This is a genomic window from Mesorhizobium sp. M7D.F.Ca.US.004.03.1.1, assembly GCF_003998635.1.
GTDB classification, from domain to species: Bacteria; Pseudomonadota; Alphaproteobacteria; order Rhizobiales; family Rhizobiaceae; genus Mesorhizobium; species Mesorhizobium loti.
In genome coordinates, this window is record NZ_RZQG01000315.1 from 1 (window position 1) to 6,236 (window position 6,236).

The 6,236-nt window shown below is 61.0% G+C and carries 5 protein-coding genes; 2 read left to right on the forward strand and 3 right to left on the reverse strand.

Translation table 11 applies throughout. The features are described from left to right. The first annotated feature begins 936 nt into the window (after positions 1-936). Together EN935_RS18260 and EN935_RS40840 are read left to right on the forward strand one after the other, a co-directional pair. Positions 937-1,191 (forward strand): hypothetical protein, encoded by a 255-nt coding sequence (locus EN935_RS18260; RefSeq protein ID WP_127263302.1) that lies wholly within the window; start codon positions 937-939, stop codon positions 1,189-1,191. Positions 1,192-1,352: 161 nt separating this feature from the next. Continuing rightward, a complete protein-coding gene (locus EN935_RS40840) occupies positions 1,353-1,511 on the forward strand; it encodes a hypothetical protein (protein ID WP_164548615.1) in 159 nt (52 codons plus the stop codon). 909 nt (positions 1,512-2,420) lie between these two features. Here EN935_RS40840 and EN935_RS18265 read toward each other — a convergent pair. From EN935_RS18265 to EN935_RS18275, 3 genes are read right to left on the reverse strand one after another with little or no spacing between them, the layout of a single operon-like run. Beyond that, positions 2,421-3,254: an SMP-30/gluconolactonase/LRE family protein gene (locus EN935_RS18265; protein ID WP_127263303.1), complete on the reverse strand. Its 834-nt coding sequence runs from the start codon at positions 3,252-3,254 to the stop codon at positions 2,421-2,423. Positions 3,255-3,257: 3 nt separating this feature from the next. After that, positions 3,258-5,033, reverse strand: coding sequence for a CoA-transferase (locus tag EN935_RS18270; RefSeq protein WP_127373494.1), 1,776 nt, complete (start codon positions 5,031-5,033; stop codon positions 3,258-3,260). 14 nt (positions 5,034-5,047) lie between these two features. Further along, positions 5,048-6,064, reverse strand: coding sequence for a hypothetical protein (locus EN935_RS18275; RefSeq protein ID WP_127263305.1), 1,017 nt, complete (start codon positions 6,062-6,064; stop codon positions 5,048-5,050). Positions 6,065-6,236 lie beyond the last annotated feature (172 nt).

The following is a 6,236-nucleotide window of genomic DNA, read 5'->3' on the forward strand; positions in this document are numbered from 1 at the left end:
GTCTATGTTCATATTGGGCCGCTGTCTTTTGCATTTGACATAGATGCCTGCTTTTACGCATCAGACGTCGCGTCCAAACAGCCCGTGCGACCGCGTCGCTGAGCCCCTATTGCCTGTAGATAGCTGGCCGCCACCAATTCCCACGATTGGACTTCCATGGGACTTCAGTCTTATTTGCGCTATTGCTAATATGCCTATAAATTGATCAACGCGGGGACACCCAATCCAACCCGCATGGCCGGTGTGGCGCAAAGCAAAGCTGTCCAACGCAGCGAGCCCCACCGGCCATTCGTTCCAGATAAAGCCGCGGCAAGACCTAGAGCAGTCCACCGTTTCACGGAAACGGCGAGCCGATGTAACCGTTTGTCTTGACGCAATTCCCAAGGGAAAGTGCTTTGCCCTTTTCCCTGGAAAACCGCTTCACACTTTTCCTGGAATGCTTGCGACGATTGTCAGTCGGCCGGAACGGCGCCACCTCCACCTCGACTTTGCCGCTTTCGAAACCGCTCATCGCACAAAAATGCCCGTATTATCCTAGAATTCAATCTACATAGAGTCCGTGCCCAAACGGTCAAGATCCAGTCTGTTGACCCTCCCTGCATAGAGCCAACCTTGTTGCGCGAGTGCTAATATAAGCGTAATCTGCGTGGTGCGGAGAGGAACACCAAGCTCCCGCCGCAGAGGCCGGGACAGGCGGCTAAGCGTCCCTCTCAGGCAGCCTTGCCGGTCATCTCGATACGGCTGGCGCCAAGAGCCACATCGGACCAAGACGCGATCACTCCCGTCACCTGACCCAAGGCGAAGGACCTTCTTGTCTATGGCGGATACCTGATCGTGGAGTGGTCGACACATAACCGAAACGGAGTAGTCCGATCATTCATCCCGTGATGTTGGAGACGGCGCTTACGTTATCAAGATTAGGGAGGCTAATCTAATATGGATACGCAGCTTTCTTATACAGAGACAGCATCGGCCCCAGGCTGGGAAAAGGGTCGAAATGGTGCAGAACTCTACGCCTGGGCGAATGCACGGGGCATCGCGATTTACCAGCGTTCAAAGACAGTATGGATTGCGGCAGGAAGCTATCGGGGCCGCAATTTTGAAGTCAAGGGACGTTCGCCAGCCATTGCGCTCGCATTGTGGGTGGAGGGCGCTCAATACACGGGTCAACGGTTTTACCTGATGCACTGAGACGCCATTGCCACAAGGTGCGCCACCTCGCAGACGGTCGCGCCTCCCAGCGTAACCAACCCGTCCCCCGCTCGTTAGCCCTATGCTGGTTGATCCCAGCTCCAAACTCTGGCCCGCCTTTTCCCAGGCGGGCTCTTTTTACGGGATAGCGAGGAGCCACAATGAAGAAGAGCTATGAGAAGCCTTCAAAAATCATCGCCATTCCCCGTCGTCGACAGTCTTTTAGCTTTGGTCACGCGAACCAAGGCCCGGTGCCGCACGGGCGCGGGCTTTTTTGTGCCGGCGGACCCAAGGGAGCCGTTGGTCCGCACCAGGGCTGACGTCCCCCTTCCACGCAGGGTCGAAGACCGGGACCAGACCGAGCAGCATGGCGGCCTCTGATATGAACTTTGCCATCTGCGAATCCTCGACCTGGCACCCGGGAAGCGCGAATCTGATCTCCGCGACAATCGCATTGGTCGACACCACGGCGCCCCGCCGTCGCCGTACGAGGCTACCAAGAATATAGGATTGAAGAGGCGGGTCTACCGTCCCTGAAGGGTCAACAAAAGTGCCCATGACCGTCACTCCATGCCGCGCGCGTTACAATCCACTTCAGAATGTGGGGGTCGATTTCACCCAATTCGGTGAGTTCGAGCGCGAGAAGTCTGGCGTATTGGCGCCTATTTCTTCCCGAGATGCGTCTTTCCACGCCGGATTTTCTGAAGGCGTTCCGTACGGCCTCGCAATCGAAGGCCGTCAACCTGTATTGATCTGCTGCCATTTCAGCCTCCGCTTAGCGGCGGGAGCACCTGAGTTGGCTTCCAAGCACCCGTATGCCTAGAATGGCGGGTGACGTACGCATTGTACGCTTTCGTACACTCACATGCGAGTCGTTTGCACTGAAACGACCTAGTATTCGTCCCAGTCGAACCTAACATCCTGATACTGTGCAGGAACGTTTTCATACGATCGGCATTCAAAGTCAGTTAGCCAAGGGAGGCTTTGATGACCCACTGCCGCGTCGACAGAGAGAGCTTGGAGCCGGCCGTTCAAAATTACTATCGAGGCAGAGCGCCAAGCTCGTAACGCCAAGACAGTGGAGATGCGCAATAGCGCCTATTCTTGGAAGCATTAGTTTTTCCACGCTGGAGGCATTGGATGGCGAGGGTAGCGTTGCTACGTGAATCGGTGAACTCCTCTAGCCGCCACCGTTGGCGGGAGCCGGGCCGCGCGGCGGTCGATGCCGGCTATGCAATTGCGGCCAAATCAATCTCCGTAATGTGCCAGCGGCCAAGATTTGCCGTGTAGAGTTTGTCGCCCTTGAAGGCGATGTTGGTGGGGTGAGCCAGGGTGGTCGCCGTTGGATCCTCGATCAGCACTTCGAGACCTCGGTCTTTTCGCCAGCGATAGATCCGGCTTGGCTCGTAGCATGAGATGAACAGCGAGCCGTCAGGCGCGAAGGCGACGCCATCTGGAACATTGTGCACGCCTTCGACGACAACTTTGCGCGCCCCTGCCGTGCCGTCGGTGCGGATCGGTACATAACTGATGCAAGGCGCGTTGCTCTCCACGACATAGAGGCCGTTGCCGTCCGGCGCCATGGCCATGCCATTGGCGAACGACATCGCCTCCTGGCACCACAGACCGCCCTCGCCCGTCTTGAGATCGTAGCGGAAGATGCCGGAGCGATTGTCCTGGCCGACACTGTCGGACACGTAGAGCCAGCCCCTCGCCTCGTCGACGATCGGATAGTTCGGCACACGGATGCCAGACGACGCGAAGCGCTCGATGCGCGCTGTCGCGGCATCCCAACGAAAGATCGCAGCATGCTTCAGGTCGCAGGCAAAACAGTTGCCGGCGCTGTCGAAGGCAATGCCCAGCAGAAAGCCATCCGTGCCGCCAATGCGCTCGACCGAGCTACCACCGGCGGTCAGCCGCAAGAGATCGCCGGTTTCAGTGCCGCACCAGATGGACCCATCGCTGTGGATGGCCACGCCCTCCGGATGCGCGACGCGTGGGCTGGTGAAGATGCCGTCGAAAAAGACGCGCGCGGCGGACATGTCGAGCAACGGCTTTGCCATGGATCAGCTCCTTGCGATTTGCAGCCTCTGCTGTTCGGCGATGCAGCGTTCAACCATGGCGCGGTCGGCCGCAAGGATCTCGGCGATGAGCGCACCACGCTCCTTGGCGCTGACAAATTCCAGACGACGCAGACCGAGCGGGTCGATGCGGTTTCGCAGGATGGCGAGCGTGTCGTTGGAAGGCAGCGGGACCTGCTGGCAGTCGGCATCGAACGTCACCGCAAATCCTGTGGCGTCGCGGATCTGCTGGTGCGTGATGCCAGGCATGGTTTCGACGACGGTCAATTCCCTGGATGTCTGATCGAGCCGAAAGACGCAGAGATCGGTGAAAACCAGCGCCTTGCCGGTGCGATAGCCCATCGGCTCGCGCTCGGCCGGCGTCAACAGCCCGCGAGCCGAACTGACAATCTCGACCTCGTCCACCAATGACTGGACCGAATGGCGGGGAATGTAGAGCAGGTAGTCGCGATGCATGTTGGCGACATCGGCCATGCCACCCTGCCCGGGCAACCGGATCAGGCCACCGCTTGGTTTGCGTAGCGCGATGGTGTTGACGCGGCCGCGCCGGTCGACTTGCGCGGCACCGACGATCTCATGCGTCACCGCGCCCGCCTGGTAATAAGTCGAGTAGGTGTCGTCGCCGCCGGCATGCGCCACCGCCGTCTCGCAATCGAGGCTTTCGATCAGCGACAGGATCATCGGGCTCGGCTCAATGTCGAGATGGCCGCAACTCATCGTCGCGATGATCATGTCCGGCGCGTGCGACGCCTTGGCCAGCCGGTAGGCGACGTTGGCTAGCGGCGACACCGCGCCGGCGCTGGCAAAGCTCTCATTATCGAGTTCGGCGGCGATGCGGGCGGCAATGATCTCGTCGACGGATGCGTTCTTTTTCTCAGGCGCCATCGCGGGCATGGCGATAACCGTTTCAGCGCGGACTTTCGCAGCTTCTTGAACGGGAGCCGGCACGCCTTCGAACGGCAGGCGGAGATTGTGCGCCAGAGGCGTTTCCCTGACCGCGAATGCTTCCGACAATCTCTGATAGTCCGTGACATAAAATGGCAGGCAGGACGCCGGATAGGCGCCGCCCGGCGCCATTGCAATGGCCGAAACCTGATTGCGAGTGAGGATGCTCTGGCGCCCGTCCTGCCGCAGCGCCCCAACTGGGACGATTTCCCCGACCGTGACCAGCACCTGTCGCGCAGCACCCGCCATGGCGAAGTCCAGTGCACGCGGCCCGATGATCTGGACGTTGCCGCTTTCATCCGCGCGCTGAGCGTGGACGACGAATGTGTCGAGCCGCAGCGGCGGGATGAATCCGGTAGCGGTCCCTGAAATCGGATCGGGCTCGCCGCTCGCACCCGGCACGCGCGCCAGCATGTCGGATCCATCCGGCAACTGGAACGGCATTGACGGCAGGTTCTGCTGCGCCGCTCGCAGGGCCTGGATCATCGCCAGTGCCGTCCAATCGCGAACCGGTAGTACACCGCTCTCGGCAGCGGCGCGGAACCGTGGCGGAAGGCCAAAAATATCGAGGCTGGAAAAGCAGAGGTCTATTTCCGCCACCGCATTCGCTTCGAGCAGCAGTTCGAGCGGCAAACCGCCGGCCCAGCAAACATAACGCAAGTCCTTGATGCCGGACCGGGCGATCGCGCGCAGCAATGCGATCGGCAGGCGGGCAAAATGGTGGCCGCCGACGCCGAACGAGTCGCCTTGGCCGACCATCGCGCGCAGTCCCTCGACATCGGTGAAGTGTGGCCGGTTTGGCTTGACCAGAGACATTGCCGTACGATCTGTCACAGCGCGGACGCCTCGATGCGATAGCGGGTCACGAAAGGCTTTTCGGGCGAGAATTCCAGCGCGGTCGCAATGCCGGATTGCGCGATCGGATTGTCAGCCAGCGCGGTCGCCGGACCGAGCCCGAAGGGCGAGCAGATCGGCTCGATGCCGATGGCGACATGACGCCCATTCCACGGTGCCGCCTTGCGGCCGCGATTGGAGTACCAGAGCAGAAGGCTTGGAAAATGCTCCTTTTGCCACGAGAGCTCTACCCTGTAGCCGTCCTTGTGGTTGGTGAGCGCGGCCGTGCCGTCGAGGCTTTCGATCTGTAGCAGTTCCTCCGTGTCGGCAGCCAGAGGCAGCCGCGAGGCGTCGACCACGCCGCCGGCGCGCGCCGGCACGCTGGTCAGTTCGGCAAACGTCTTGTTCCTGGCAAACAGCGCCGCGCCGGGTTCGACATCGTGCGGGTAGGTGCGGCCTTCGTCGAAGCCACCGAGTTCCAGCGTGGCGGCGCCTGTCTCGAACGGCAGCCGGAACACCGGGTGCAGGCCGATCGGCAAGCGGCAGGCACGACGAACGACGATCTTGAATTCAATATCGATGGCCGGCGCCAACGGATCGGGTATCACCGTCCGTTCGACGCGCTCGACCGAGCTTCCCTGGGGATAGGCGAGCGCCAGCGACAATGACCCGCTCTTACTGTCGCGCCAGGTCCAGTCATGATTGGAGCTATGGCCATGGATTTCTTCGCCAGGCTCAGGCGGACCCATCGCGTGCGCCCAATTCTCGGGCCATCCCGCCGCAGGCACTGAATAGCCGAAGGGCACGCAGGGCCATTCGCCACGCAACCGGCGCAGAATGCCCGGCAGCGCTTCCGCTTCCGGCTCGTTCGCCCAGGGTGCGATATGCATTGGCGAGATCTGCCGGCCATCCGCCAGCAAGAACGTGACAGGCGCCAGCATCGCGCCGAGCCGCTGGACAGTCAGCGCACCATGCGCCCAGCCCAGCCCGCGATAGTCGTCGCCGGCATTCACGACCCGGCCTTCTTCAGCCGCGCAGCACTCCTGTCGGCGAATTCCTTGACACGTTGCTGGCCGATCTCGCCGCGGTAGAGGTCACCCAGTCTATCGCGCTCCATGGCGAGACCATCAGCCAGATTGCCGGACACAGCATGCGCGGTCAGCATCTTCAGGCTCTCGATCGTGG

Coding starts and splice junctions, on each gene's coding strand:
- EN935_RS18260 (WP_127263302.1), top strand. CDS start 937: ATGGATACGCAGCTTTCTTATACAGAGACAGCATCGGCCCCAGGCTGG.
- EN935_RS40840 (WP_164548615.1), top strand. CDS start 1,353: ATGAAGAAGAGCTATGAGAAGCCTTCAAAAATCATCGCCATTCCCCGT.
- EN935_RS18265 (WP_127263303.1), bottom strand. CDS start 3,254: ATGGCAAAGCCGTTGCTCGACATGTCCGCCGCGCGCGTCTTTTTCGAC.
- EN935_RS18270 (WP_127373494.1), bottom strand. CDS start 5,033: ATGTCTCTGGTCAAGCCAAACCGGCCACACTTCACCGATGTCGAGGGA.